Genomic DNA, 24,992 nt, shown 5'->3' on the forward strand with positions numbered 1-24,992 from the left:
AGGGCGGTCAGGGGGATGGACAATAAATAATCCGGGTGGGGCATATGCGCCGCCTGTTCGCGCGCGAAAACCCTGTCATCCCTTCGGGCTGACGGGCAGTAAGGCCAGCGCCTGCGGCGCTGCCCCCTCCCGCCCTGATGTTAGCCCGGGCCGATGCAGATGAAAGCCATTGTGAGGGCAAAGTGTCACGGATACGGTCCTGCGTGGCGTGGCGTGGCGTGGCGTGGCGTGGCGTGGCGTGGCGTGGCGTGGCGTGGCGTGGCGTTGTCGCCAGCTCTGAAACCCGATCAGCAAATCCTCTGAAAACACCTCAATCCCTCTTCTGGCCCCCTTCGGCTCCCGGCCAGCGCTGCTGTCCGGTCGTCGAGCCCCACTCCGCCAGGGCGGCCGCTGCGCACCCGCCGGGCTCCGCCGAACCCCTGCGGGTTTCGGGCTGACGCTAGGGTCTGATGGCGAAGGTCAAAGGCTGCGGCTTCTCCGGCCGTGCCGTCCGGAACGCCTTCACCGCGCCGGCTGATGCCGTCGCTTTAATGGCGCCACGCCGTTCCGACGTGTCGGGTGTGTGCATCCTGTTCCCCCGGTGAAGCCATCCCCCGTGCGTCCTCACGCGGAGGGCTGCTTGTAGCACCGTCGGGTCGTCATCCAAGGGGTGAAATGCACTCCGCCAAAACTTTTTGCGTGCCGCAAAAACTTTAGTCTCCGCCCCTTTCCTTCCTCCCTTCGCCGTTGCTCCTTTGCCCTTTGCCGCGAGAGAACTCACCAGGGAGATGGACACCATCACCACAGGAGAAAACCAGGATGCACACACGAAACGTCAACGTCAAAACCGCCGCTCAAGAATCTTCCAGGAAGATGGGGGAAGAACAAAACCCTGTTTCTGTCGCACGGGAGTGGGTGGCTCAGGCCACTGCGCTGAAAGCGGGTGTCACCGTCACCTTGTCCGATGTGTCCCGATACGGCGACGTGCAGGTGGAGATCCGCACCAACGGAACGCTTAACTGGCGCGCCTGGTCGTTTGAACCGGATTTTCTTTTTGAACTGAAGCGCAACCTGCAATACGTGCAGATGTAACCGGAGGCCGGACGTCCGGCCTTAACCCAGAGAAGGAGGAACCATGCAGAACCTTAACACCCGTCCGGCGACCCGTAAGGTCGGGCAGAGCACCGAAATCGTGAAGCTGCTGCGCATTCAGGCCAGCGACACCCACGTGGTCGAGTTTGACAACGTGGACACCCGATTTAATGACTGCAACAACTGGCAGGTGATGGCAGGAGGCAAACGTGTCCTGTTCAGCAACCGCATGTATGAGCGTTTTTCAGATGTGAAATCGGGGATCGTGGCAACGATCAACGTGTGTGAAAACAGCGGCAGCGTAACGGATAAAGCGATGCTGGAAGGGGCAAAAGTCATGATGCAGGTTCTTGATGGCTATCCGTCCTTTGCAGCACTGGCAGCACACCCCAAACGCATTACTGATTAACCGAGTGCCGTGACCGGAGGGCAATCCGGCCACGGCTAACCACAACTATCACTGAGAGGTAAAAATCATGGTCGCCACCAATACTACGGCAAAAAAACCAGCTAAGACCACCCGTCAGACAAAATCTGCGGAAAAAATCGCGCAGTCTACCGAGCAGAAGCTCGTCCAGCTGCTCGCTGATACGCCCGTGCAAATCTTCCCGTACTCACGCCTGTCACGCACTGACTTAAACACGCGCATCATTCCGCATACCGATCAGGAAGTGGAAGAGATGGCAGACAGCATTCAGGCAATGGGCATCCTGCAAAACCTGATCGGTGCAGAACTGCCGGACGGTACGATCGGCATTGTCGGCGGGGAAGGTCGCCGCAGAGGCACAGGAATTCTGGTGATGCGCGGTGTGCTCGATGCAGACACGCCGTTTGTTCCGGTGAAAGTCCTGCCCGTGGAGATGGCTGTGGCGGCCTCGATGATCGAGAACGGTCGACGTAAAAACATGCATCCCGCCGAGCAGATTATCGGTTTTCGTACCCTTCAGCAGGAAGGTAAAACGGCTTCTCAGATCGGCGCACTGATGGGCTATCACCCGCGCCACGTTCAGCGCTGCCTGAAACTGGCGAATCTTGCCCCCGCCCTGCTGGATGCGCTGGCGCGGGATGAAATCACCCTTGAGCATTGTGAAGTGATGACCCTTGCCGACACTCATGAACGGCAGCTACAGGTCTGGGAAGAAGCGAAGGCACAGTGGAACGGCAGTATGCCAATGCCCCATACACTTCGCAAAATGGTGACTGACGACAAGATGGCCATCAGCCACCCGATGTTTGAGTATGTGGGCGAGGACGCCTATACCGCCGCTGGCGGTACGCTGACCGCCGATCTGTTCAGCGACAGGGACAGTACCTTTGCTGATGCGGCGCTGGTGAGATCCCTGCTGGCTGGCAAGCTTACCGTGCTCGCCGCCCGCGTTAAGCAGGAGCAGGGCTGGGGCTGGGCTGAGTTCCGCATGACGGAACTGCGCGCCAGCGGTGAGGACGGTGAACTGTACCGTTTTACCATGCCGAAAGCTGTCCTGACGGAAGAAGAACAGAAGCGTGTCAGTGAGCTGGAAGAACAAATGGAAGCTACTGAAACCCATGATGACGAATACGAGCTTCAGCAGCAGATCGATGACATTTACTGCGAGGCGGAGTATCGCGAAGCCACGCCGGAATTTCGCGCCGCGCACGGTATCTGGGTGTCATGGGATGGTGACAATTTTCAGGTTCAGCCTGGTATCCGCAGGCTGACCGACGAAGACCGGGCAGAAGAAGAACAGGCGCGTCAGGAACGTGAAAACAACGTGATCAGACACACCACGCCTGAAATACCCGCTGACGCCTATCCGGCAACGCTGGTTAAGGCCATGTCTGCGGAGCGTACTCTTGCCGTTCAGGCGGAACTGGCGGGTCGCCCCGATGTATCGGTGGCGCTCCTGACGTGGACGCTGTGTCTTGCGCTCTTTGACCGCACCTACGGCAAGCGCAATGAACCGCTGAAAGCCTCCGTGTCCTCGAATCAGTATCACCTTGCATCACTGGCTCCATCCGGTGAAGAAGGGAAGGCGCTGACGGCGCTCAATGCACAGAAAAAAGCGCTTCAGGCAACGTTGCCCGAAAACTGGCATCTCGATTTCACCTGGCTGCTGTCATGGTCAGCAGAGCAGGTGAACACCCTGCTGGGATTCTGTGCCGCGCACGGTATCAACGGTATTCAGGAACGTATGTATAACCATACGCAGAAAAGCGAACTGGACGGGCTGGAAGCGGCGCTGGACTTTGACCTGCGCAAATGGTGGCAGCCGGATGCTGAGAGCTACTTCGGTAAGCTCACGATTTCCCAGATTGGCAAAGCCTATGAAGAAGCCGGACTCAGCGCCCGTGCGGGTGAAGTTGTGAAGCTCAAGCGCCGCGATGCGGCGAAGGCCGCCGAGCAGGATCTGAATGCTCAGGGCTGGCTGCCTGACTGGATGGTGCGCACAGCGCCAGCCGCTGAGGCTGAAGAAGCCACCGAAACCGACGCTGATACCACTGACCACGCTGCTTAATACCGGAGGCCGCCGCCTTCGGGCGGCGGGAAAAGACATGACCATGCAATATGACCTGAACCGAATCAACACCCTGACCGCCACAGACCTGGAGATTATCCGTCAGCAGGGCGAGGACGCGCGCCGCGCCCTCAGCGATGCCGTGACCGGTCTCCTGTCGACACCAGAAGGATGGCGCGTCTGCGCCGAGTTCCGCACCGAGTTCGGCGGCTTCTTCCCCGTCCAGTGCCGCTTCAGCGCGGACGGCAGTGATGACTGGCATCTGTGCGTGTGCAGCCCCGGCGAAGTCTCGCCGTACTGGCTTCTGGTGCTGCTCTCCTCCGGCGGTGAAGTGGTGCGTACCCTTTACCAGAGCGACACGCTCCAGCCTGACCGGATAAATCAGCTGATCGCGCAGCTGGCAGGTATGCGCCGCTTTAACTGCACTGCCCGCACCGTGGTGAAGCTGATGAATGTGGAGGTGACAGCATGATCCCGTCCTCACACGCGCTCGTTTCCCTGAAGCCCGCCCGTCAGGCAGCAATACAGGCTATCAGCCATGTTGAGTCTGCCCGCGAACGCGGCGCACGACTGCCCGCCATGCCGTATGTGCGTACCTTTCTGCGCCTTCTTACGGGCAGCGGTCGCATCAACGCCACAGTGGCCAATAAAATACCTGGCCTGCACTGGGTACCAAACAACCGCCATTCGAACCTGAAACAGGTCGAGGAGGCACTCAACACCATGATCGCCACCGGAGGGGAAGCCTGCCCGCTGCCGCTCACGATTGACGTTCAGGCCGAGCTATTCCCTGAAGTCATGCACACCCGCACGGGTCGACGGCTACACAGATCCAGCATTAAGACCACGCGTCAACTTCGCCGCCAGTCCCGTGAGTACGAACAGCGCTGGAAACTGCGCCTGAACCTGCTGGAACAGGCAAAAGTCGATCTGAATTTTCAGTCACCGGAAACCGTCTGCACCTGGTATACCCGGTGGAGCGACGAGTTTGACGCGGCAGAGCTGGCCACACCGTTCTGGAACTGGCAGACGCGGTTCGCGTCGTTGAAGGAACTTGACTGGCTTCGCATGAGCGGCGACCCGCTGTACTCAGTCATGTACCAAATCCCGTTTATTGTCCGGGAAACACCTGAGCACATCCGGGTCGCTGAACGCTGGCAGATACCGAACAAGCTGCGTTATCAGCAGGGGGCAGAATGAGAAATAACCCCTGTAAAACGGAGCTGAAGATCGCCCGCAGCCAGCGAAATAAGCTTCGTACCATGTCCGCAAAGCTGAAAGAAATGTGTTGCGAGTGGGACGGACTGAGTGGCTGGCTGGAAACCGAAAGCGAGCAGCTGGCTGAGAGTATAGACAAGCACCTTGAGGCGCTCGAAGACCAGATCCGTGAATGGTCAGTAGGTACGGATAACCGGGAGGGATATTGAACATCATCAGTCGCAGGTTCGACAAAAAAGAACCCGGAACCGTGTTCCGCCATGCTGAAAGCGGGAAGATCCTGTACCGTCTTGATGCCCGGCTGGAGCGGGATGACTGGGAGATAGTGCAGGCGATAATCAGCCTTGTCTATAACGCCGGCGTGGCCGCCGGAAGCAAACAGCGAGCCGCTGAAATTCGTGAGGCTCTGGGATATTCAGGAACTGGATGACGCGGGAAAATGATGAGGATTTATACAGTTTTCAGACTGTTATTCCTGGGCAGATGATCGACAACGGGATATAATGGCGATGGCGCTTGAGGCTTTTTGCCTCATGACGTGAAGGTGGTTTGTTGCCGTGTTGTGTGGCAGAAAGCAGAAAGCCCCGTAGTTAATTTTCATTAACCCACGAGGCCCACTGAATGTCTAGTCAACACCAGTATGGCCTCTTACCGTGCAATTTGCAAGGAGGAGTAAACCATGAAACTGCCGCGAAACGCCCTTATCTGGTGCGTATTAATCGTGTGTATAACGCTCTTAATATTCACATGCCTGACCCGGAACCGCTTATGCGAACTCCGGCTAAAGGACGGGGACAGGGAGGTCGCGGCAAGCCTGGCTTACGAATCCAACGGTAAGTAGCAACCTGGAGGCGGGGGAAACCCCGCCTTTTCAGGAGCTGAGTTGGCCTGATATGCCTGAAGCGCCTTTATGAAGGGGTTGCCGGTTCGCCGGTAGCCCCTTTTTCCTTCCCGACGCGACCGCACGCCTGAACCTCCGGGAAGGGCTGTTCCCCTTCGGGGAACGGGGGAAGGGGGACGCGCCTCCGGCGCAGCCCCTCTGCTCCCTCTGCCTGATCCTCCCTCCTGCCTGATTTTGTTGAATTCGTAACTCCGTGAGCTACCTGCTCATACCTGGCTTCAGCCTGGTGTGCCCGATTTTCTTTATCCCTGGCGTCATATCCTGCGTCCTGCCGGTTAACTTTCTCAGCTGCAACTGCATGACCATACCCCGAAAACAGGGCAGGGCGATGGCCCCCTTCGGCTCCCGGCCAGCGCTGCTGTCCGGTCGTCGAGCCCCACTCCGCCAGGGCGGCCGCTGCGCACCCGCCGGGCTCCGCCGAACCCCTTCGGGTTTCGGGCCATACGGCTAGGGTCTGATGGCGAAGGTCAAGGGCTGCGGCTTCTCCGGCCGTGCCGTCCGGAACGCCTTCACCGCGCCGGCTGATGCCGTCGCTTTAATGGCGCCACGCCGTTCCGACGTGTCGGGTGTATGCATCCTGTTCCCCCGGTGAAGCCATCCCCCGTGCGTCCTCACGCGGAGGGCTGCTTGTAGCACCGTCGGGTCGTCATCCAAGGGGTGAAATGCACTCCGCCAAAACTTTTTGCGTGCCGCAAAAACTTTAGTCTCCGCCCCTTTCCTTCCGCCCTTCGCCGTTGCTCCTTTGCCCTTTGCCGCGAGAGAACTCACCAGGGAGATGGCCAGCCATCACCACAGGAGAAAACCAGGATGCACACACGAAACGTCAACGTCAAAACCGCCGCTCAAGAATCTTCCAGGAAGATGGGGGGGAAAACCGTGTCGTACACGATCCTCGTCGCTGAGACGAAAAAAAACTCTGAGGAGGAATCGGACGTTCTGGAGTTCAGCAGCCTTGCTGAGCTGAAGAAATTGCGCAGAAGCTGCCCCGAAACGATGCGCTGCACCTATTTCTACGCCCTCAGCAGCGGCGTCGATAAACAGTTCCGCCATATCCATGTGGCTGAAGCTGACCACTTCAAACAGTTTGTGCGCCTGATCGAGCGCGCAGGTATCGACATTTAACCCTTTTCCGGCCGTGCGGCAGCCGTCGCACGGAAGAGAATCAGACAGGAGCCACGAAGATGAAAGTTAACACCCCGACCGCTGCACCAATGGCCTTTTTCGTTCCGTCTCTTAACGGCATTTATGACAGTGCAACACAGCTGGACGGGCAGTGGGTTACTAAACGTAAAGCGAAAACGCTGGAATCCCTGCGCCGTCTCTATCCGGATGCGGAGCTGATCCCCACGACTCAGATACAGGAAAAGCTGAATGACGGCTATCGCCGTCCCTGGTCAGAAATCAACGAAGCCCGTTATATCGAACAACTGGAGACACTGGCGCTGATGGACTGGTGCAGGGGGTTCGGTGGGGAGTCGTTCAAATCGATGGAGTTTACGGGCGGGGATGTGACAGCAATTTTTGTCCGGTACGGAGCGCGCTTCTTTGAGTGCCACGACCTGCACACCCGCATTCACCGGGAGTTGATTGGCGACGTGATCACCCGTTTCTGTCTCGATGCGCCGCTGAATTCAGCGCATTAAAAAAGCAGGGTTGCCCCTGCTTTCTCAACGCCGGGTAGCCGCAGCAACGGTGAACCGGCAATCACAACCAAAGTAAGGAGATTGATCGTGAAATTTGACCCGCAAACTGTCGCACAGGCTGAGGCATTTGTAAATGCCCTCCGCGCCGGAAAACGTGCTCACATGCCCGCGCTGCGCTTTGACCAGTGGCAGCAATTTATGACCACCGTTTACGCTGGTCTGGGACTGGCATAACAGGAGGCGGCCGCCTGTGGGCGGCCGGTAAGGAGAAACCATGTCACAACTGAGTTTTGAATCCCTGTTCCTGGCAGACCAGACCGATCCGCAGCCGCGGGTTTCCGCTCCTGTCCGGGTATTGTCGCCAGCTGAGGCGCGTAAGCAGTTCGCCAGTGTATTCCGCCAGACTGCGAAATATATGCGCCGTTCCGAAGTGTTCCGCGACTTTATCGCCCTGGCCGCCAGCGGGCTGGATATGGCCCGTATTCGCTCGCCGGAGAACATCGAAAACAGCCGACGAATCTGCGGGCGGTATCAGCCGGAGGATTTAGACGCCATGAGACAGCTGTTCTGCCTGTTGGTGGAGGGGCTGGCGGGTGAAATGCATGATTTTCTGGGCGCACTGTATATGGAGCATGAACTGGGCGCGGACGAAATGGGGCAGTATTTCTCTCCGTCCTCCATCTCCCGCCTTATGGCCGGACTACTCATGCCCGGCGCTCAGGAGACGATAAAGCGTGAGGGTTGGATGACGCTCGATGAGCCTGCCTGTGGTAGCGCCGGTATGGTCATTGCCTTTGCATACTGGATGACTGAAGCGGGATATAACCCGTCAGAACAGCTGTATGCCACCTGCACAGATATCGATCCGATGGTAGCTGATATGGCCTTTATCCAGCTGTCACTGCTGGGTATCCCTGCGAAAGTCGTGACCGGTAATACGCTGACCCTGAAAGCAAATCGCGTGCGTTATACCCCCGTTTATTACTTCAATGACTGGCAGGGACGTCTGGAGTTCCGCAGCCGTTTCGAAGCTATGAAAAACTTTCTGGCCACCGTGGCCGCCTGACTGACAGAGCGGCAGGGCAGACCTGCCGCAGGGAGAGATAAAATGACAAGCAACACACTAAACGCTGTTCCGGCGACCGTGCTGGAGACGCTGGCAGAACGCCTGAAAGACCAGCCTGAACCGCTAAAAATCCGCAGCAACGACGATCACGCTGCACTGGCTGCAGGTGTGCTCTGGCAGTTTGCCCGAAAAACCGGGCTGAACAGGGAAAGCGAGAGCGTGCAAACTGTCATCACTGATTTTTTGGCCAATCTTCTGCACCTGTGCGAACAGTGCGATCCGGACGGGGCGGGTATCGACGGATTTAATGCCCTGCTGAATATGGCCATGATGCATTATGAGCAGGAAAACGGAGGTGACAGCGAAGAACCAGTTTGATCGGGAGTCTGTGCCCTGGTGCATGCCATCAGGGCAACCGCACAAACCCTCTTTCCCCTTCGGGGAAACGGGGAGGGCGAAAGCGCCTCCGGCGCTCCTGCTTTTCCCCGTTGCAGTGCTTCTCTCCTCATCGGCGATCATAACCGGCGTCCTGCTGGTTAACTTTCTCAGCTGCAGCTCCGTGGCCATAACTCAAAAAACGGGCAGGGCGATGGCCCCCTTCGGCTCCCGGCCAGCGCTGCTGTCCGGTCGTCGAGCCCCACTCCGCCAGGGCGGCCGCTGCGCACCCGCCGGGCTCCGCCGAACCCCTTCGGGTTTCGGGCCATACGGCTAGGGTCTGATGGCGAAGGTCAAGGGCTGCGGCTTCTCCGGCCGTGCCGTCCGGAACGCCTTCACCGCGCCGGCTGATGCCGTCGCTTTAATGGCGCCACGCCGTTCCGACGTGTCGGGTGTGTGCATCCTGTTCCCCCGGTGAAGCCATCCCCCGTGCGTCCTCACGCGGAGGGCTGCTTGTAGCACCGTCGGGTCGTCATCCAAGGGGTGAAATGCACTCCGCCAAAACTTTTTGCGTGCCGCAAAAACTTTAGTCTCCGCCCCTTTCCTTCCGCCCTTCGCTGTTGCTCCTTTGCCCTTTGCCGCGAGAGAACTCACCAGGGAGATGGCCAGCCATCACCACAGGAGAAAACCAGGATGCACACACGAAACGTCAACGTCAAAACCGCCGCTCAAGAATCTTCCAGGAAGATAGGGGGAAAAACACAAACTGAGTCCAGTGGCTTCGTTGTGGAAACTATCGGGCAGAGTGAAACAGCCTCAGTGCTTACGTTTGAGCAATTCTGGGACCTGTATTCATGGGTCGTCAGCGAATCACGAGCTGATGTGAAGCCTGTAAATTTTGTCGCACCGGCTGACAGTGTCGAACTGATTTATATCGATCCGGAAGTCCCGGATTACTTCTCAGTATGGTTACTGGATGGTTACCCGGTTGCCGCAGCTGCAATGCTGGAAAATTTCTCACGCGTATTACCTTCTTACGTGAATCTCTTCGCTGGAGACAAATCATGATGCAAACGACGGTGACACATAAAACAACGCTCCTGCGCACTGATGGCTTTGTACGCAATATTCACTCACGTAATCCGTTCGACGTAATTCGTGCTGATGTGGTTCTGGCTCGTATGGAAAAGCGGGCTGGTAAAACATGCGGCGCGTACTACGAAATCTATGATGTCACTTTGCTGGGAATGGCGCTGGACTACCTGGCTAAATTACCTCTTAAAGACCGCCCGGTATTCATGGGCACAGCGTCGATGCGCGGCTTATTTCTGACGTGGGCTGAGGAAGAACGTGCGAAGGAGGCATACGACGATTTAATGACCGAAATGGCCATTGAGGCGGGTGAGATTTAGCCCCTGATACAGTATTCGGTCCAGCCCTGGTGGCATTCATCAGGGCAACCGCACAAACCCTCTTTCCCCTTCGGGGAAACGGGGAGGGCGAAAGCGCCTCCGGCGCTCCTGCCTTTCCCCGTTGCAGTGCTTCTCTCCTCATCGGCGATCATAACCGGCGTCCTGCTGGTTAACTTTCTCAGCTGAAGCTGCGTGGCCATACCCCGAAAACAGGGCAGGGCGATGGCCCCCTTCGGCTCCCGGCCAGCGCTGCTGTCCGGTCGTCGAGCCCCACTCCGCCAGGGCGGCCGCTGCGCACCCGCCGGGCTCCGCCGAACCCCTTCGGGTTTCGGGCCATACGGCTAGGGTCTGATGGCGAAGGTCAAGGGCTGCGGCTTCTCCGGCCGTGCCGTCCGGAACGCCTTCACCGCGCCGGCTGATGCCGTCGCTTTAATGGCGCCACGCCGTTCCGACGTGTCGGGTGTATGCATCCTGTTCCCCCGGTGAAGCCATCCCCCGTGCGTCCTCACGCGGAGGGCTGCTTGTAGCACCGTCGGGTCGTCATCCAAGGGGTGAAATGCACTCCGCCAAAACTTTTTGCGTGCCGCAAAAACTTTAGTCTCCGCCCCTTTCCTTCCGCCCTTCGCCGTTGCTCCTTTGCCCTTTGCCGCGAGAGAACTCACCAGGGAGATGGCCAGCCATCACCACAGGAGAAAACCAGGATGCACACACGAAACGTCAACGTCAAAACCGCCGCTCAAGAATCTACCGGAAGATGTGATTCAAACCTCACCACGTCCCAGTTCACGGATCTGTTTTGCTGGGTCCTGGCAGCATCGGAAGGGGAGCCACAACCGGCAATTTTTACGCCGCCAGAGAATGCCACTGAGCTGACGTTAATTAATGACGAATGCCCGGATTATATCTCTGTCTGGGTTGTAGATGGTCGCCCGGTGGCAGCTGCAATGCCGCTGGATAATTTTCACCGCGTTATTCCTTCATCACTTACTAAATAATCAGGAGTAAATAAAAATGGTCAGTTTCGCAAGCCGCTATCGTATGCCTACCTCGATCCGTAAAGACCGTCCGCTGACGAATGAGGAATTACAGCTCATCGTTCCGAGCGCGTTTTCATCGGATAAACACGATTCACGTTCTGAACGTTATACATATATCCCGACCATAAATATTCTTGATCGTTTACGTGATGAAGGTTTTCAGCCGTATTATGCAACTCAGTCACGTACACGTGACCAGGATAAACGCGACTTTACAAAGCATATGCTTCGGCTGCGTCGTCATGACCAGATTAACGGAAAAGAAGTACCGGAAATTATTCTGCTGAATAGCCATGATGGTTCAAGCAGCTATAAAATGATCCCCGGTATGTTCCGTCAGGTTTGCAGTAATGGTCTGGTTGCATGGAAGGATTTTGGTGAAATCCGCGTACCCCACAAAGGGGATATTGTCGGACAGGTTATTGAAGGCGCTTACACGGTGCTGAAAACATTTGACGCGGTTGATGAAAATATTGACCTCATGAAAAGCATTCAGCTCACTTTGCCTGAGCAGCGCCTTTTTGGTGCGACCGCCCTGGAACTTAAGTACGATGGAAAACCAGCGCCGATTACGCCGGAGCAAATTATTAACCCCCGCCGGGTACTCGACAGAGGCCAGGATTTATGGACCACGTTTAACGTGGTGCAGGAAAATGTTATCCGTGGGGGGATTCGTGGCAAAACGCAAAAAGGGAAGTTGACCAGAACGCGGGAAGTCACCGGAATTGATGGTGACATCAAATTAAATCAGGTTCTATGGAAAATGGCTGAGGAGTTTGCAAAACTGAAGGCCTGAAAATTAAGCCGCTCAACAGAGCGGCTTTTTACTGTCCGCTATGTAACGAGGCCGTATCCGCAATTTTAATCTCATGCTCCTTCCCCGCAGCTGGCGCCAGACGTTCAGAAAGTAACTTTTTTCTTGCCAGCAATACACGATATATATTTTTGATATCCTGAGCATAGGCCTTGCGCTTCGCAATGAGCTTTTTGCTCGGCCCCGTATTATACATCCCTACGCTGTCCCAGTTTTTTCCGTATGACCTGAAGTTGTGCGCCAGTACCCATGCCCCCGTATAAACGCAGATGCATGGATCATTCAACAGGCGCTCACGGGTAATATTGAAGTTTTTAAGTTTACCGTAATGGGAACTGTTCACCTGCATCCCGCAGACATCTTCTGTTCCATTCCTGTTTGATCCATTTATCGCACCCGGCTTAAGTCTGCTCTCTTTAATTGAAATTGACATAAGCAGCAGCGGATCAATTTGATAATCTTTCCCGGCCTGATCAAAGCACATCTGGGGAGCTGCGCCAGCAGACATGGAAAGAGTCAGCAATGCCGCAGGCAGTAACGATATTTTCATAGTTTGGCCTTTTAACGAAATACACGGGCTCTGGAGAGTCGCCTTAAAAAATACCCCGGCGGATCGTCGTAATCAAGTTAATTCACTACAAACGCGCGTGAGCGCTCTCCTGAAGGGATTTAACACCTGTCCGAAATAAACATGTCAGAGCAGTAGACGGTATTAACATGCCGCTCTTTACTAACCCTTTAAAACATCACACCCCACGCAAGACTTCGTCTTGCAGATTTTTTCTTTAAATTCAATGGCATGATGTGTGTTTTATTTCGTAAATTTTGAGTGTCTGCGATTAAGGTGTGTGGACTAACACACATTGCAGTGCTTAATCAGGCACTGCAATGTGTGCTAATACAGCACTCTGAAGTGTGGGGATTGTGTGTATTCAATTAATAGAGTAAGTTAAAAGCAGATAGTGCCTGAACCACACACATCATAGTGCCTAATGCACACACACCGTAGTGCCTGATTAGCACACATATTTAGGGATGAGTCATATATAAAATCAGTTGGTTACCAGAACCCTGCACCACGGATAGCTGTTAAAGTTCGCCATTGCAGTGCCGCATCAGGCACTGCATTAGAACATCGAGAAACTATTATGCCAAGAAAGAACATTTACTTTAAAGACAAAATTGACCGCGAAATACATGATATTCTTGAAATAGAGCTACAGAAAGGGGCCACCTCTTCTGAGATGAACTACTCTTCGATAGTCAACGAATTAGTACGCCTTGGGCTAATGGTTTACAAATCGAAAGAAGAAGGAAACTCATTTGACCTGGATGGTTTTAGGCGCGACCTTATAAAGAAAGTCTCCGGGTCACGAGAAGGTATTATGATTCTGACTGCCCTTGTCTCTGACATCTTCGTTACACTCAAAGGTCCCGACTCTGGCGTGAAACTGGAAGAGCTCATAAACACCAACATCAGTGCAATTAACGATGCGGAAGATAAAGCCGAAAAAGACCACTTCCTGGCAGGGTAAAATAACTTCTTTGGCCGGAACACTCCGGCCAGAATCGATCACTGAGACGGCTTTTCATCCCAGGGAAGGTCACTTTTCTCCACCTCCCTTATTTTTTCCTTCAGGAACACCTCGAACTCCATGCAAAGAACTTTAAGTGCCTGCGCATCCTCGTTCTGGTCAAGTAACCTTTCCGTGAAATAACCCAGCGTATTCATCAGGCGGGTGAGCATTTCGTCATTAAGACTACGGTTATGCACCTTCGCCATTGCCCTGATTTCATCCGCAAGGTTCTCAGGAATACGCATGCTATATCCGGTTGTTTTGCCCGGAAGCAAAATTCTTTCACCCTCACGCCACATCCACAATTGCTCTTGCTTGAGCGGGACATTAACTTCCTTCACAGCATCAACGGATTCACCATCAAGTAATTTTCCAAGCCATTCCTCAAATCTCACCGCCAGCGCAATGAGCCTCTCTCCCTCCGCTGTTTTAATCACAGGCTTACCCGGCTGATAATTCAGCGACAACAAAAGCCTGGCAATAATTTCCTCATTCACACTCCTGTTGCCAGCTCTGGCACATATTCTCAGCTCCATAAGCAGATTATCCGGAGCGCGCAATCGCCACTCCACAGCTTCACCCGGCTGGAACTTACGTGGACGGCCGCGACCATCCCACATTTTCTCTTTAACTTTCATAGCTATAGATCCCGGAGGCCATTTCCTTACTTTCTGGTCAACAAAGCCTACTCACTTACATATTCGGATAAATCTGAATGATTCCAAAAAGCGTGACATGCGTCACAGTTTTTTTTTTTAGGGTCATGGGACAATTGCGCCCGCGTAAACAAGCACTTACGCGACTCACTTTTGTTTACTTCGGAGAAAACAAACATGTTAACCAAAGGCAGTGCCCTTAACGTCGGTAAGGGATGGGCGGTAGCGTCTTTATTCCGCAAAGCACGCGAAAATCGCAAGACTAAATTTTACTTAAAGTCAGCAGGCGCTTTTTTAATTGCACTTATGGTCACTCACCCGGCATTCGCTGGCGGCACCGACCTTCTTTCCTCACAGAACACCACGGTTAATTCCACCTTCGGTTCTGGCTCTTCATTGATTAAATGGTTTTACATTGCCGAAATCATCATGGGCCTGTTTATTTACATCAAGGCCCGCTCACCGCTGGTATTCGTCGGTATCGTAATGGCAATCATCTTTACCCGTGTAGCCTTCGGCATCGCGAGTTAAACGATGAGCGGGGAGGAGGATAAATACAACTTCCCGGAAACAATGAACCAGCAGGACCGCTATTTAGGTTTGCCAATTGATGAGTTAATTGTTACCGCACCCCTTATTGTTCTGGGGGTGCTTAACAACCTGTCAGTTGAACTTGGCGTTATAGCGGGAATCCTCTGGTTCATCGTCAGATATCTGAAAAAAGGGCAGGGGTCATACTGGTTACTTAATTTCTGTTACTGGCACCTGCCATCACTTTTATTCAAAGTAACCTTTCGCCAGATACCTGATTCTAGTTTCCGGCACTGGAGGGCATAGTTTTCATGAAACTGAATATTAAAGGAGAGCGCGATAAACAACTCCGCTATGCGTTTATTGGTCTTTCAGCTTTAACTTTACTTATGGGGGCCGGTAACGTACTGACAGGTTCGCTTGCATGGTATTTTGCCACCACCCAGAAAACCATTACCACACCATTAACATTTAATCGCCCCTTCACATCAGATTCAAAAGGTGTCGATGCCCCAGGCCTGACACAATTCGCCGCCTCCTTTATTTACTGGCGACTGAACGTCACCCCGGAAAACATCGACAACAACCAGAAAATGATTCTTGGATTCGTCCCTTCCGACGAACGGGACGAACTCAAGAAAGCTCTGGACATTGAAGCTGAACGCATCAGGAAAGCGGGCATTTCCACCCAGTTCGACACGAAAGAAATTCGCGTCATGGATGATGACTCCGTGCAGTACAGCGGGGTTCTGAAGTCCTCCACCACTAACGGCGCAATCATCACGCCAATGAAAGACCAGGAAAAAACCTACCGCCTGAAACTGAGCTATGAGAACGGTGTGATTAACCTCCACAGCTTCGAAGAACTCCAGCCGGTATCCACCACCAACTGACAGGACTGCCCATGAAATTTCGTATTTCACCGGCAGCTGCTGCTGTGTTTCTGGCAGCGGGATTATTTACCAGCGGCCTCCGGGCCGCTTCCGCACCCGCAGCCATTCCGTTTGAGAACGACGCCGCCTTTAACGTCACTCTCAGCAACACCAACCCGAGCAAGGTTGTTGTCGACGGAGAACTCATTACCAGCATCAGCGGACCAACCGGTGCCTATGACCAGAGCCAGACCGACGACGGAGCACTTATTCTGTCTCCACTTGTCAGCCAGAACTTCACGCTGTTTATTCAGACCGACCGCGGCTCATCCCTGAGCCTTAACATCAGGCCGCAGCCGGGTAACGGCAAAACACTGCGCTTCACCCCAATGTCACCACCACTTCGCAAGAACGACGATGCGAAGGCATGGGAAGAAGGGCAGACCTACGAAAAAACACTGGTCGCACTGTCCCGCGCCGTAGTCAACGGTCAGGTGCCGGACGACTACCAGGAGTATCCGGTCAGCCGCATGCCTGCATACACACCCGCCAGTGATGTACGCCTGACACCGGAACGCCAGTTTGTTGGTAACCACCTGCGCGTTGTGCGCTTCCGGATGAGCAACCCGGGCAGCATCACCCGCAGCCTGCGCGAGCGCGATTTCTGGCGCAAGGGCGTCCGGGCCGTGATGCTGTCGCAGAACCAGCTTTATGCCGGTGGCGAAGGCTACGCCTGGATTGTGTTTTCAGATGACGGAGACACCCGCCCATGAGTCTGAATAAAAACCTGAAAACCCGGCGCAAACAGCTGGCCATTCTTGCCGCCGTTATCGTGGGAGGCGCCGCCGCCACGAGCGGCGTTATCTGGTACGGGCAACATCAGCAGGAACAGAAACACCCCGCGCCGGTCGCCACCCCAAACATGACCGGCGTGGTCACGGCAGCGTTTAACCAGCAGGTTAATGATGCCGCACTGGCACAGCAGCAGGCCAAGACCTCCGCACTTGAGGACAAGCTCGCCACGCTCACCCAGCAGTTTGCACAGAACAAGCTCACCACCGAGCAACAACTGGCCAAAAAGGACGAAGAAATTCAGCGCCTGAATGACCAGCTAACGAAAGCCCCCGGCAGCAACACGACCACTGGCCAGCAGACACCACCTGCCGGTCAGAACGGAACACCACTCCCCGGTCCTGTTGCTGCCGGTCAGGCCCGACCACCCGAATACACCGTGACCCCCACAGGCACACCGGCCGCCACTGGTGTGAATATGGGGCAGGGGACAGCGTTCTACCCGGGCGGCTCAGGCCAGAGGATGACAGGTGGCCTGTCGACAACAAAGTTCAAATACGACAGCCTGATGAAAAAGCCGACCAAACTACCCTGGATTCCGTCAGGCTCCTTCTCTGACGCCATCATGATTGAAGGGGCCGACGCCAACGCCAGCGTTACCGGTCAGCAGAACACCCAGCCCGTCACCATCCGCCTGTTGGGCAACATCCAGATGCCGAACAACAAAGAATACAGCGCCGACGGCTGCTTTGTGGTGGGGGAAATCTGGGGTGACATCTCCAGCGAGCGCGGGATTGTCCGGACGAAATCACTCAGCTGCGTACTGAAAAACGGCAAGCACGTCGATATGGAGTTCGATGGCCATGTCAGCTATCAGGGGAAAGGCGGCGTTCGTGGCAAGCCAGTCATGCGGAACGGCATGATTGTCGGCTACGCCGGTGCAGCTGGCCTCCTGTCAGGTTTTGGTGAAGGCATCAAATCTGCGGCAACACCATCTGTCGGCCTCGGTGCCACTGCGGATGTCGGTGCCGGCGACGTGTTTAAGCAGGGTATAGGCGGCGGAGCCAGTAAGGCGGCCGACACGCTGAGCCAGTACTGGATTAAGCGCGCCGAGCAGTATCACCCCGTGATTGATATCGGTGCTGGCAACCTGGTAACTGTCGTGTTCCAGAAGGGCTTCCGCCTTGAAACCCTGGAAGACGCTGAGGACGCTAAGGCGAAAGAGGAACTGCAGAAAGCCGGCAACGCTGCGCAGAACGCCGTGACTCCTCAACCGGCGAGCCAGACCACTGCATCCAGCACCACCTCAGTCGGCAACATCAACCCTGATGATGTTCTCCGCCAGGCCAGCCAGCTGCGTCTGGGTGACACCATCAACTAAGGAGGGCAAATGAATGATATAGGTTCCATGAGGCGCGAAAGCGAACTAAAGCGTATCGAAGAGGACCTTAACCGCTGGATGGCTGGAAAAAAAACAAAGCCCCACTGGATATTCTGGGTCGGGACATTAACCGCTACAGGGATGTTGATTTTCAGCTTCTGGTCAGGCAATCAAAGGCTTACTGTGGTTTCTTTTGCAATAGGAATGGCATTGATTCTGGCCGGGTTGCTACAGACTGGTGAAACATGGGAAGAGAAAATACAGAAGAAAATTCGGTCATATGAGCCGCTTGATATTGATGCCATGCGCACCCTGGCCCTCTCTGTTTTTCATAAGGATGAGCTGACGCAGAAAGAACTCAGAAAGTGGCTGGACGCGGAGTGCAGCGCCTTTTCTGATGCCGCTCTTCGTGGGGGAAGCCGGAATGCGTGACGAAGAGCGTAATAACAACCTGCTCAGGAGCATGCGGATGCATATTGCTGACTGGGAGGCTGGTCGGCCCACTCCGGCAGCAAGCAGGTACATGTTCTTGGGGGTTGCCATCTTTCTCGGTGTTGGGGGGCCGGTTCTTTCGTACTACCTCTCACTGTGGGCGCTGGTTTTCCTGGTTTTCTGGCTATTTCTGACTCAATGGATATGCAGGCGAATTGTCCCCCGCTACAACCAAAGCTGGGCGGGGGTGTTCGACAGGATGCTTTCTGAGTATGAACCCTTAAATCTTCCCGCCTGGGAACATCTTAAGCACCAGGCCGAAACGGAGGGGCTGACGGTCAGCATTGTCAGCAACTGGTATCAGGAAGAAGTGAGGACCGTCTGGCCAGAAAAGAAACCTGACCTGAAGTTCCTCCATAAAGTCACTGACGGTAACGAGAAAATCGGAGAGGAATGAAGCGTACGAGAGCCATTGCACTACTGGTAATAACAGCCGGAGCGACCGGTGTTTCTGTTTACAACCATACTGGAGGGCTCACAGTGTTACTCACCCTGATGACCATAGGCGCACTTGCTCATGTCATCAACGTCTTCCTGTAATTCATTTCACTGGAGTGTTTATGTCTGCCAACATGGCGCGCTATCCATTACTCAAAATCCTGCACAACTATCGCTATATCCTGATTCCAGCACTGGTATTCACTATCGAACTGACAGTGTGGGCAGTGCTCAATCTTAAAGGCGTGGGTGATATGGGCTGGGTCTCCTGGCGAGTGTGTCTGCTCTTAAGCTTGTTCCTCGTATGCTTTAGCGACTCAGCCTTTAACAAACTCGATGGTGGGTTTCTTATGTATGGTTCAGTCGTTCCGTGGGGCGGAATGCTGATAGTGGCGAGTATTTATGGCTTTATCCAGATGAACCTGAACTTTCTGACGCTGGATTTATTTTATGCCGGCGTGTTTGGCAGCCTTGCTGTGCAGTTGGTTTTCACTGTGATTCAGTGCAACTGCAAATAATTGAAATTGAGTATTACCCCTCCCTGAATACCCCTTAAATTAAAACCGGAGTTACCCCATGAAAAAACTACTGGGTGCTGCACTGCTGTGCAGCGCACTGACCGGCTGCGCCGGTCTCAATTCTGATTTCGACTGCAACAAGACCGCGACCGACCAGTGCCTGACCACCGGTGAGGCCAATAAGCTGGCCGCTCAGGGTAAAAGTCTGGATGACCTGACGGCAGAGAAAACCGCAAAAAAGCCTGCGGGTGAAACCCTGCCGGCACTGCGCAATTCGGCACCGGTCGTGAATCCGTTCCGTCCTGTCTCCGTCGCAGCAACCGGAACCACCGCCGCCAGGCCTCTGACCACTGCGCCCGCGAAAACATCCGGCTCACTGGTCACGCCGCTGGCCACGCCGAGTCATGCGACCCCCGTGCCGGTTAACACGGCGGGCCGCGTTCCGGTTCAGCGTATTCCTGACGCCACGCAGCGCCTGTGGATTGCCCCCTGGGTGGACACGGACGACAACTTTCATCAGCCGGCTGTGGTTGAGTTCGTGAAAAACAAATCCCACTGGGATGAGAGCTACCGCGTTATCGGGGAGGGCGGGGAATGAGCAGCCATTACGTTACCGGCAAGAACGGCATCGATCATCTGGCGAAATCGTTAGTCCATTCACGGAAAGGAACGACGCAAATCACCGCCACACAGTCAGTCGATACCGACGATGAAACGCTGGCCGTTCTGAGCGTGAGCTGTGACTGGCAGATTAAAACAGCCGGTGATGCACCGCTATCCGGGCAAATGAACGAAGAGAAGCTGCGTCGCCTGGAGTTAATCCGGGCCGCTGCGGAGGGTCGAAAATGAGTTTTGTCGACAACCTGATGGATATGCTGAAAAACGGGAAAGAGGAAGACGGTGCCGCCACGGCCCGCGAGAATCTTTCCCAGACGTGGGGCTACCCGTCCCTGGTTGCGGCACTGCCGTACCGGTATTACGACGACATCAATGAGATTTTCGTCAACGCCGGCTCTGCAGGCTTCATCATGGAAGCCGCCCCGCTGCCTGGCGCGAACGAACAGGTGATGGCCGCGCTCGATGACATGCTGCGCAAAAAACTGCCCCGCCAGACTCCCGTCACCGTCATCATGCTCGCCAGCAAGTGTGTCGGGGAACGTATCGATCGCGGTGTGAGTAACGACATGTGGAAAGGAGGGATGGCCGATCACCTCAATAAAATCACCCGCGCGTTCTGGCAGCGCTCTGCGCTGCACGGTCTGGCCAACGAACGCGATTACCCGCTTTACCTGCGTAACTACCGTATCTTTCTTGTCTATGGTCAGCCGCTGAAGCGCGCTTCCCAGACACAACGGGTGATTGATGACCTGATTCAGATCCGCAACACCATCCGCGTCTCCCTGGGCGCTGCGCGCATCGACAGCGTGAACGTCGATGTGAACGGCTTCCTGTCTGCGGTACGCGAGCAGATGAACTACCGCCAGGAACAGGTGCTGACGTCCTCAGGCGACTACAACGAGGATGAAAAGCTGAACCGCCAGGTGGTTGATCAGGGTATAGGGCTTGATGTCTATCCGTCGCATCTCCGGATGACGTTGCCCGAGACCATCGACGCGCGCGGGACACGGTTGCCGGCATCGGCATGCCGCATCATCAACATGCAGCTTGCTAAAACGCCTAAACGCTTCGCCCTGTGGCAGGGGGCTGACAATCTGCAGAACCTGCGCTTTCCTGACCTCGGAATACCCTGTCCCTTTATGCTGACCTGGACGACGGAGCTGGAGGAGCAGACGAAAAGCCAGAGTGAGGCATTTCGTAAAGATACCGATTTGTCCAAAAAGGCCAACTCAGCCTACGCCGCACTTTTTCCCAGCACCAAAAGGGCCGCAGAAGAATGGCGACGTACCCGTGAGCAACTGAACAATAACGAAATTGCACTCTGCAACACGTACTTTAACCTGACCCTGTTCGCGCCGGACAACACTACTGATGCACAGGCCTGTGAGCTGGCCGCCGTGAACGTGTTCCGCAAGAACGAGCTGGAGATGGTAACGATACAGTACCAGCAGATGCGTAACTGGCTGGCCGGCTTCCCGTTCGTCATGCAGGAAGGGATGTGGGAAGACCTGAAAACAACAGGCGCGACGCTGCGCGCCAAGTCATGGAACGCGGTGAGCCTGATGCCGGTCGTGGCCGAACGCCAGTTGTCGAATGTAGGTATGCCGCTGCCGACCTACCGCAACCAGGTCGCGTTCTACGACATGTTTGGCGAGGAGAATGGCAGTACCAACTTCAACATCGCGGTTACCGGGACGTCCGGGGCAGGTAAATCGTTTCTGATACAGGGGGTGCTGCGCGATGTACTGAATGCCGGCGGTTACGGCTGGGTTATTGACATGGGGGACAGCTACAAAAACTACTGTCATCAGGCCGGTGGGGTTTATCTCGATGGCTCTAAACTGCGCTTTAACCCGTTCGCCAACGTCAAAGACATCAAGCACTCTGCTGAAGGGATTGTGCGTCTGCTGACGGTACTTGCCAGCCCGACGCAGCCGCTTGATGGCGTCTGCGAGGCGATCCTACAGAAAGCGGTAATGGATGCGTGGGAGAAAAAGGCAAACAAAGCCCGTATCGACGACGTCCATAATTACCTGACTAACGAGGATGTGAATCAGGCGTTTGCAGACAAGCCGACCATCATCTCGCGCCTTGCTGAGCTGGCCATGCTGCTCGATACCTACTGCACCTGGGGGCCGGACGGAGAATACTTTAACGCCGACACCCCTACGCTCGATGGTGAAACCCGCTTCGCGGTACTGGAGCTGCTGAGTCTGGAAGACAAGCCGAAGCTGCTCTCCTCGATCCTGTTCTCGCTCATTCTGGCGATTCAGGAAAAGATGTACCACAGCCCGCGCGACCTCAAAAAAGTCTGCATCATCGACGAGGCCTGGCGTCTGCTGGGTGGCTCCAACCCGCACGCGGCACGGTTTATCGAAACCGGCTACCGAACCGTGCGTCGTCACCGTGGCGCGTTTATCACTATCACCCAGGGCATCAAGGACTTCAGCGCCAGTAAGGAAGCGGAAGCCGCCTGGAACAACAGCTCCACCAAAATCACCCTGCTGCAGGATGCTAAGGCGTTTAAACAGTACCTTGCCGATAACCCGGATCAGTTCTCGGACATGGAAAAAGAAGTTATCCGTGGCTTCCAGCCAGCCCTGCAGACCGGCTACAGCTCCCTGCTGATAAACGCCGGGGAATACAGCTCCTTCCACCGTCTGTTCGTCGACCCCGTCACACGCGCCATGTTCAGCTCGCGTGGTGAGGACTTTGCCTTCATGCAGAAATTGCAGAGAGAAGCCGGGGCCACTGCGGAAGAAGCGGCATATCTGCTGGCGGAGAAGAAATTCGGCAATGAACTTCGTGAACTTGAAGAATGGGTGAAAGCAGCATGAGTGAACAACAGGACAAGCCGTATGACGTCGATACCGTCAACGATGGTGCAACTATCGCCAGCAAAACATCCCGCTGGGTTAAAGCCAGCATGCTGGGGCTGGCAGGATTGCTGGCCATGACAGGTGTGGCATATGTGACGGCGAAAGCCGTCACACCGGAGGTGGTGGTCTTCGATATGAAGGGGACAGTCGACCTGTTCATGCAGCAGTCCGCGCAACTGCAGCTCGATGAAGACAAGGCCAGGGTGCTGACAACGCGTTTCAATTCAGCGCTGTCAGAGAGTCTCGGTGAATGGCAGGCCTCACATAACGCCATCATTCTGGTTAAACCGGCGGTGATGAGCGACCAGCGGGATATCACGAATGAGATCCGTGCCGACATTGCGCGCCGCACTCAGGGGGGCCAGTGAAAAGACGACTAAAGCTGATGGGTATGATGCTGCTGATGCTCTCCGCCGGCAGCGGGGCGAAAGATCTCGGAACCTGGGGCAACGTCTTCGAGCCTGCAGAGCAGGACATGCTGGCGTTTATCCAGAATCGCCTGAAGGGAATGGAGCAGACTGGCGAACTTGACCGTCTGCGCAAAGAGGCAACGGAAAGAGTAAAGGAGCATGCAGTACGTCCGACACCGGTGGAAGGGCTCACGAAAGCGAAGGAATACCGCAGCTTTGCCTGGGACCCGACATTTACCGTGAAGGAGACCATCACTGACATGCAGGGCAACGTGATCGCCCGAAAGGGCGATACGGTCAATCCTCTGGATAAGGTGCCCTTCAACCAGGTGCTCTTTTTTATCGACGGCGATGATAAGGAGCAGGTGAACTGGACCCGACAGCAGCTCGCCGATCAGACCAGCGTAAAGGTCATCCTGGTGAACGGCAACATCAAAGAAACCAGTGATGCGCTTAATGAACGTATCTACTTCGACCAGTCTGGCGTACTGACCCGTAAATTCGGTTTTGAACACATCCCCGTGCGGATATCGCGCGATGGCCGCGTGATGAAAGTGGAAGAAATTCCGGTATCAGGAGCGAAAAAATGAGTGCAACAACGTTAGGTGACCTGTTTCCCGAAATGCGTCAGGCGGTCACATCCCATCGCCGTTACGCCAGAAAACCGCGTAAACCCGCTGAGATAACTCCTCGCATGGGAACAGCAGAACGGCTGAAGACGCTGTACCCCGAAATTGACTCCTGGCATCCGGTACTGGTGACCAAAGCCTGGCTCCACTGGTGTGAGCAGAACCAGCAGGACAGCCGGGAGCCGTCGAAACGTGATGAACGTTTCCCGGACTACATCATTCACCTCTTACTGGAGAACATGCGGGCCGAGGACTGCGCGAAACGTAAAAAGGGCCAGACGCTGTCACTTTCCGAGCGTCTCGACAGGTTGTTTGCAGGTGAAGGGCAGGAGAACGCCGAATGTCACTGATACACAATACCGCTGCGCCGTCTGTGTCTCAGCACATGACAGGACTCAATGCTGATACCAAAGGCAGTGAAGAGGAAGTGGATCGCCTCTGTCAGCTGTACCCTGAAATCGCTTCATGGCAACCGGCGCTGATCGCCGGTGCCTGGCATCAGTGGTGCGTGGAGAACCAGATTCAGCCGATGGCGCCGGAAAAACGTGATGAAGCGTTTCCCCTGTACCTCGTCAGGCTTATCCGCAACAGAATGGAGGAGATGAACGCATGGCGTTAATCAGCTGCTTCACCGACCCTCAGGGGCTGCAGGGGATGCTCACCTGTTTGCGCGATACCGAGGGCATGACCGGTATTCTGGTAGTGGTTGCGCTACTCGCTGGCTGGATTGTGGTTCAGTACGTGGCATGTGCCCGGCGTGAGCGCCGGGCGCGGGAGAGCAGGCCGAGAATACCCGTCCCCCTCGCACAATTTGGCGGTGCCCGACATGCCGATGCGGTTCACGCCTTTGCTAACCGGGAATACTACCAGGTATTGCTCGCAGAGCTGGAAAAAGGCCTGACTGAGGCGGGCTATGCACTGACACGAGATGAATCACTGCGCGTGACGATTCCAGAGGCTGATCGGCAACAAATCAGCCGCCGGATTTTCCGGGCGCGCCAGAACTATACGTCGCCGAGAGTATCTGAGCAGGCGATGCAGGACAACGAAGATGCGGCAGTGAACGATGGATACGCCGGCTCGTGGCTCAGCATACTCATACGTGGCAGTGAGCGCATTGGCTGGTACATCACCAGACCGGAAAACAGCCAATGATCAACCGTGCTG

Annotated in this window: 37 protein-coding genes and 1 pseudogene; 36 read left to right on the top strand and 2 right to left on the bottom strand. The window is 55.2% G+C overall.

Annotation, left to right across the window (positions count from 1 at the left end; all coding sequences use genetic code 11):
• Positions 1 to 159 precede the first annotated feature (159 nt).
• The 19 genes and pseudogenes from AC4OVS_RS00005 to AC4OVS_RS00095 all read left to right on the top strand — a co-directional run bounded on the left by AC4OVS_RS00005 (position 160) and on the right by AC4OVS_RS00095 (position 12,014).
• A complete protein-coding gene (locus AC4OVS_RS00005) occupies positions 160 to 303 on the top strand; it encodes a hypothetical protein (RefSeq protein ID WP_269521556.1) in 144 nt (47 codons plus the stop codon).
• 495 nt (positions 304 to 798) lie between these two features.
• Positions 799 to 1,071: a DUF905 family protein gene (locus tag AC4OVS_RS00010; protein ID WP_206865129.1), complete on the top strand. Its 273-nt coding sequence runs from the start codon at positions 799 to 801 to the stop codon at positions 1,069 to 1,071.
• Between the two features lie 43 nt (positions 1,072 to 1,114).
• Positions 1,115 to 1,480: a hypothetical protein gene (locus AC4OVS_RS00015; protein ID WP_032663708.1), complete on the top strand. Its 366-nt coding sequence runs from the start codon at positions 1,115 to 1,117 to the stop codon at positions 1,478 to 1,480.
• Positions 1,481 to 1,547: 67 nt separating this feature from the next.
• Positions 1,548 to 3,566, top strand: coding sequence for a ParB/RepB/Spo0J family partition protein (locus AC4OVS_RS00020; RefSeq protein WP_491922068.1), 2,019 nt, complete (start codon positions 1,548 to 1,550; stop codon positions 3,564 to 3,566).
• A gap of 37 nt (positions 3,567 to 3,603) precedes the next feature.
• A complete protein-coding gene (gene psiB, locus AC4OVS_RS00025) occupies positions 3,604 to 4,038 on the top strand; it encodes a conjugation system SOS inhibitor PsiB (protein WP_422707543.1) in 435 nt (144 codons plus the stop codon).
• Positions 4,035 to 4,766 (top strand): plasmid SOS inhibition protein A, encoded by a 732-nt coding sequence (locus tag AC4OVS_RS00030; RefSeq protein WP_069733708.1) that lies wholly within the window; start codon positions 4,035 to 4,037, stop codon positions 4,764 to 4,766. The genes psiB and AC4OVS_RS00030 overlap by 4 nt, the downstream gene beginning before the upstream one ends.
• Positions 4,763 to 4,993 (top strand): hypothetical protein, encoded by a 231-nt coding sequence (locus AC4OVS_RS00035; RefSeq protein WP_491922069.1) that lies wholly within the window; start codon positions 4,763 to 4,765, stop codon positions 4,991 to 4,993. The genes AC4OVS_RS00030 and AC4OVS_RS00035 overlap by 4 nt, the downstream gene beginning before the upstream one ends.
• A complete protein-coding gene (locus AC4OVS_RS00040) occupies positions 4,990 to 5,214 on the top strand; it encodes a hypothetical protein (RefSeq protein ID WP_491922070.1) in 225 nt (74 codons plus the stop codon). Before AC4OVS_RS00035 ends, AC4OVS_RS00040 begins: the two co-directional genes overlap by 4 nt.
• A gap of 191 nt (positions 5,215 to 5,405) precedes the next feature.
• Positions 5,406 to 5,558, top strand: a pseudogene (locus AC4OVS_RS00045) (DUF5431 family protein); the annotation flags it as partial.
• The gene (locus AC4OVS_RS00050; RefSeq protein WP_223256846.1) at positions 5,503 to 5,625 is read left to right on the top strand and encodes a type I toxin-antitoxin system Hok family toxin; all 123 of its coding nucleotides are present in this window, start codon (positions 5,503 to 5,505) and stop codon (positions 5,623 to 5,625) included. The pseudogene AC4OVS_RS00045 and the gene AC4OVS_RS00050, both read left to right, overlap by 56 nt.
• A gap of 867 nt (positions 5,626 to 6,492) precedes the next feature.
• The gene (locus AC4OVS_RS00055; protein WP_032656143.1) at positions 6,493 to 6,807 is read left to right on the top strand and encodes a hypothetical protein; all 315 of its coding nucleotides are present in this window, start codon (positions 6,493 to 6,495) and stop codon (positions 6,805 to 6,807) included.
• 59 nt (positions 6,808 to 6,866) lie between these two features.
• A complete protein-coding gene (locus tag AC4OVS_RS00060; protein WP_083264108.1) occupies positions 6,867 to 7,328 on the top strand; it encodes a hypothetical protein in 462 nt (153 codons plus the stop codon).
• 87 nt (positions 7,329 to 7,415) lie between these two features.
• A complete protein-coding gene (locus AC4OVS_RS00065; protein ID WP_032656140.1) occupies positions 7,416 to 7,562 on the top strand; it encodes a hypothetical protein in 147 nt (48 codons plus the stop codon).
• Between the two features lie 40 nt (positions 7,563 to 7,602).
• The gene (locus tag AC4OVS_RS00070; RefSeq protein WP_069733709.1) at positions 7,603 to 8,394 is read left to right on the top strand and encodes an N-6 DNA methylase; all 792 of its coding nucleotides are present in this window, start codon (positions 7,603 to 7,605) and stop codon (positions 8,392 to 8,394) included.
• A 42-nt stretch (positions 8,395 to 8,436) separates the two neighbouring features.
• Positions 8,437 to 8,772 (top strand): hypothetical protein, encoded by a 336-nt coding sequence (locus tag AC4OVS_RS00075; protein WP_069733710.1) that lies wholly within the window; start codon positions 8,437 to 8,439, stop codon positions 8,770 to 8,772.
• Between the two features lie 690 nt (positions 8,773 to 9,462).
• Positions 9,463 to 9,837, top strand: coding sequence for a hypothetical protein (locus AC4OVS_RS00080; RefSeq protein WP_447622009.1), 375 nt, complete (start codon positions 9,463 to 9,465; stop codon positions 9,835 to 9,837).
• On the top strand, positions 9,837 to 10,181 hold the full coding sequence (locus tag AC4OVS_RS00085; RefSeq protein ID WP_491922119.1) for a hypothetical protein: 345 nt from the start codon (positions 9,837 to 9,839) through the stop codon (positions 10,179 to 10,181). The genes AC4OVS_RS00080 and AC4OVS_RS00085 overlap by 1 nt, the downstream gene beginning before the upstream one ends.
• A 701-nt stretch (positions 10,182 to 10,882) precedes the next feature.
• Entirely contained in the window at positions 10,883 to 11,176 is a 294-nt protein-coding gene (locus AC4OVS_RS00090; protein ID WP_045332709.1) for a hypothetical protein, read from the top strand.
• Positions 11,177 to 11,192: 16 nt separating this feature from the next.
• Positions 11,193 to 12,014 (top strand): DUF932 domain-containing protein, encoded by an 822-nt coding sequence (locus tag AC4OVS_RS00095; RefSeq protein ID WP_491922071.1) that lies wholly within the window; start codon positions 11,193 to 11,195, stop codon positions 12,012 to 12,014.
• Between the two features lie 28 nt (positions 12,015 to 12,042).
• On the opposite strand, the gene AC4OVS_RS00100 is transcribed toward AC4OVS_RS00095, so the two are convergent.
• A complete protein-coding gene (locus tag AC4OVS_RS00100) occupies positions 12,043 to 12,582 on the bottom strand; it encodes a lytic transglycosylase domain-containing protein (protein ID WP_491922072.1) in 540 nt (179 codons plus the stop codon).
• A 598-nt stretch (positions 12,583 to 13,180) separates the two neighbouring features.
• On the opposite strand from AC4OVS_RS00100, the gene AC4OVS_RS00105 reads away from it, so the two are divergent.
• Complete coding sequence (locus tag AC4OVS_RS00105) at positions 13,181 to 13,567, top strand: relaxosome protein TraM (protein ID WP_262784595.1); 387 nt, start codon at positions 13,181 to 13,183, stop codon at positions 13,565 to 13,567.
• 38 nt (positions 13,568 to 13,605) lie between these two features.
• On the opposite strand, the gene AC4OVS_RS00110 is transcribed toward AC4OVS_RS00105, so the two are convergent.
• Complete coding sequence (locus AC4OVS_RS00110) at positions 13,606 to 14,247, bottom strand: Arc family DNA-binding protein (RefSeq protein WP_015572084.1); 642 nt, start codon at positions 14,245 to 14,247, stop codon at positions 13,606 to 13,608.
• A 195-nt stretch (positions 14,248 to 14,442) separates the two neighbouring features.
• On the opposite strand from AC4OVS_RS00110, the gene AC4OVS_RS00115 reads away from it, so the two are divergent.
• The 16 genes from AC4OVS_RS00115 to AC4OVS_RS00190 all read left to right on the top strand — a co-directional run bounded on the left by AC4OVS_RS00115 (position 14,443) and on the right by AC4OVS_RS00190 (position 24,980).
• The gene (locus AC4OVS_RS00115) at positions 14,443 to 14,796 is read left to right on the top strand and encodes a type IV conjugative transfer system pilin TraA (RefSeq protein ID WP_057060438.1); all 354 of its coding nucleotides are present in this window, start codon (positions 14,443 to 14,445) and stop codon (positions 14,794 to 14,796) included.
• 3 nt (positions 14,797 to 14,799) lie between these two features.
• Positions 14,800 to 15,102 (top strand): type IV conjugative transfer system protein TraL, encoded by a 303-nt coding sequence (gene traL, locus AC4OVS_RS00120; protein ID WP_015572087.1) that lies wholly within the window; start codon positions 14,800 to 14,802, stop codon positions 15,100 to 15,102.
• A 5-nt stretch (positions 15,103 to 15,107) separates the two neighbouring features.
• A complete protein-coding gene (locus tag AC4OVS_RS00125) occupies positions 15,108 to 15,689 on the top strand; it encodes a TraE/TraK family type IV conjugative transfer system protein (RefSeq protein ID WP_491922073.1) in 582 nt (193 codons plus the stop codon).
• A gap of 11 nt (positions 15,690 to 15,700) precedes the next feature.
• Complete coding sequence (gene traK, locus AC4OVS_RS00130; protein WP_015572089.1) at positions 15,701 to 16,441, top strand: type-F conjugative transfer system secretin TraK; 741 nt, start codon at positions 15,701 to 15,703, stop codon at positions 16,439 to 16,441.
• Entirely contained in the window at positions 16,438 to 17,841 is a 1,404-nt protein-coding gene (gene traB, locus AC4OVS_RS00135; RefSeq protein WP_262806811.1) for an F-type conjugal transfer pilus assembly protein TraB, read from the top strand. The genes traK and traB overlap by 4 nt, the downstream gene beginning before the upstream one ends.
• Before the next feature lie 9 nt (positions 17,842 to 17,850).
• Positions 17,851 to 18,273 (top strand): hypothetical protein, encoded by a 423-nt coding sequence (locus AC4OVS_RS00140; protein WP_491922074.1) that lies wholly within the window; start codon positions 17,851 to 17,853, stop codon positions 18,271 to 18,273.
• Positions 18,266 to 18,730 (top strand): hypothetical protein, encoded by a 465-nt coding sequence (locus AC4OVS_RS00145; RefSeq protein ID WP_015572092.1) that lies wholly within the window; start codon positions 18,266 to 18,268, stop codon positions 18,728 to 18,730. Before AC4OVS_RS00140 ends, AC4OVS_RS00145 begins: the two co-directional genes overlap by 8 nt.
• 163 nt (positions 18,731 to 18,893) lie before the next feature.
• Positions 18,894 to 19,289: a hypothetical protein gene (locus tag AC4OVS_RS00150; protein WP_015572094.1), complete on the top strand. Its 396-nt coding sequence runs from the start codon at positions 18,894 to 18,896 to the stop codon at positions 19,287 to 19,289.
• A 58-nt stretch (positions 19,290 to 19,347) separates the two neighbouring features.
• On the top strand, positions 19,348 to 19,887 hold the full coding sequence (gene traV, locus AC4OVS_RS00155; protein ID WP_015572095.1) for a type IV conjugative transfer system lipoprotein TraV: 540 nt from the start codon (positions 19,348 to 19,350) through the stop codon (positions 19,885 to 19,887).
• Positions 19,884 to 20,138 carry a hypothetical protein gene (locus AC4OVS_RS00160; RefSeq protein WP_015572096.1) on the top strand — a complete coding sequence of 85 codons (255 nt, stop codon included), beginning with the start codon at positions 19,884 to 19,886 and terminating at the stop codon, positions 20,136 to 20,138. The genes traV and AC4OVS_RS00160 overlap by 4 nt, the downstream gene beginning before the upstream one ends.
• On the top strand, positions 20,135 to 22,744 hold the full coding sequence (gene traC, locus AC4OVS_RS00165) for a type IV secretion system protein TraC (RefSeq protein WP_491922075.1): 2,610 nt from the start codon (positions 20,135 to 20,137) through the stop codon (positions 22,742 to 22,744). Before AC4OVS_RS00160 ends, traC begins: the two co-directional genes overlap by 4 nt.
• On the top strand, positions 22,741 to 23,154 hold the full coding sequence (gene trbI, locus AC4OVS_RS00170; RefSeq protein WP_015572098.1) for a type-F conjugative transfer system protein TrbI: 414 nt from the start codon (positions 22,741 to 22,743) through the stop codon (positions 23,152 to 23,154). The genes traC and trbI overlap by 4 nt, the downstream gene beginning before the upstream one ends.
• Positions 23,151 to 23,786, top strand: a complete 636-nt coding sequence (gene traW / locus AC4OVS_RS00175) for a type-F conjugative transfer system protein TraW (RefSeq protein WP_180266955.1) — start codon at positions 23,151 to 23,153, stop codon at positions 23,784 to 23,786. Before trbI ends, traW begins: the two co-directional genes overlap by 4 nt.
• The gene (locus AC4OVS_RS00180) at positions 23,783 to 24,175 is read left to right on the top strand and encodes a hypothetical protein (RefSeq protein WP_183274255.1); all 393 of its coding nucleotides are present in this window, start codon (positions 23,783 to 23,785) and stop codon (positions 24,173 to 24,175) included. Before traW ends, AC4OVS_RS00180 begins: the two co-directional genes overlap by 4 nt.
• Entirely contained in the window at positions 24,166 to 24,444 is a 279-nt protein-coding gene (locus AC4OVS_RS00185) for a hypothetical protein (RefSeq protein ID WP_491922076.1), read from the top strand. Before AC4OVS_RS00180 ends, AC4OVS_RS00185 begins: the two co-directional genes overlap by 10 nt.
• Entirely contained in the window at positions 24,435 to 24,980 is a 546-nt protein-coding gene (locus AC4OVS_RS00190; protein WP_491922077.1) for a hypothetical protein, read from the top strand. Before AC4OVS_RS00185 ends, AC4OVS_RS00190 begins: the two co-directional genes overlap by 10 nt.
• The last annotated feature ends 12 nt before the right edge of the window (positions 24,981 to 24,992 follow it).

This window comes from Enterobacter sp. 4974935 (assembly GCF_058661735.1).